This is a genomic window from Rhizobium sp. SVR5-2C (genome assembly GCF_056755115.1).
Map to the genome: position 1 here is coordinate 1 of NZ_JBNDHT010000513.1, position 246 is coordinate 246.

A 246-nucleotide genomic window follows, 5' to 3' on the forward strand; every position below is an offset into this window, starting at 1 on the left:
GTACCGCATCTTCCGGATCGGAGGCGGTACCGTGCTTAATGAGCTCTTTAATGGCGCCGTGGTCAGAGACGGTGATGCCCTTAAAGCCCCACTGGTCACGCAGAACGTCTTTCAGCAGCCACGAATCGGAGGTCGCCGGCGTGCCGTTGAGGGAGTTCAGCGCCACCATCACCGCGCCGCTGCCGGCATCCAGCCCCGCTTTGTACGGTGGCATGTAGTCGTTGAACAGCCGCTGCGGGCTCATGT

General features: G+C 61.8%; 1 protein-coding gene. It reads right to left on the bottom strand.

Going from position 1 to position 246, the window contains the following annotated elements; genetic code table 11:
- A partial coding sequence (locus ACPYOI_RS36720) for a glycoside hydrolase family 3 N-terminal domain-containing protein (RefSeq protein ID WP_481424263.1) occupies window positions 1-246 on the bottom strand: 246 nt, incomplete at both ends.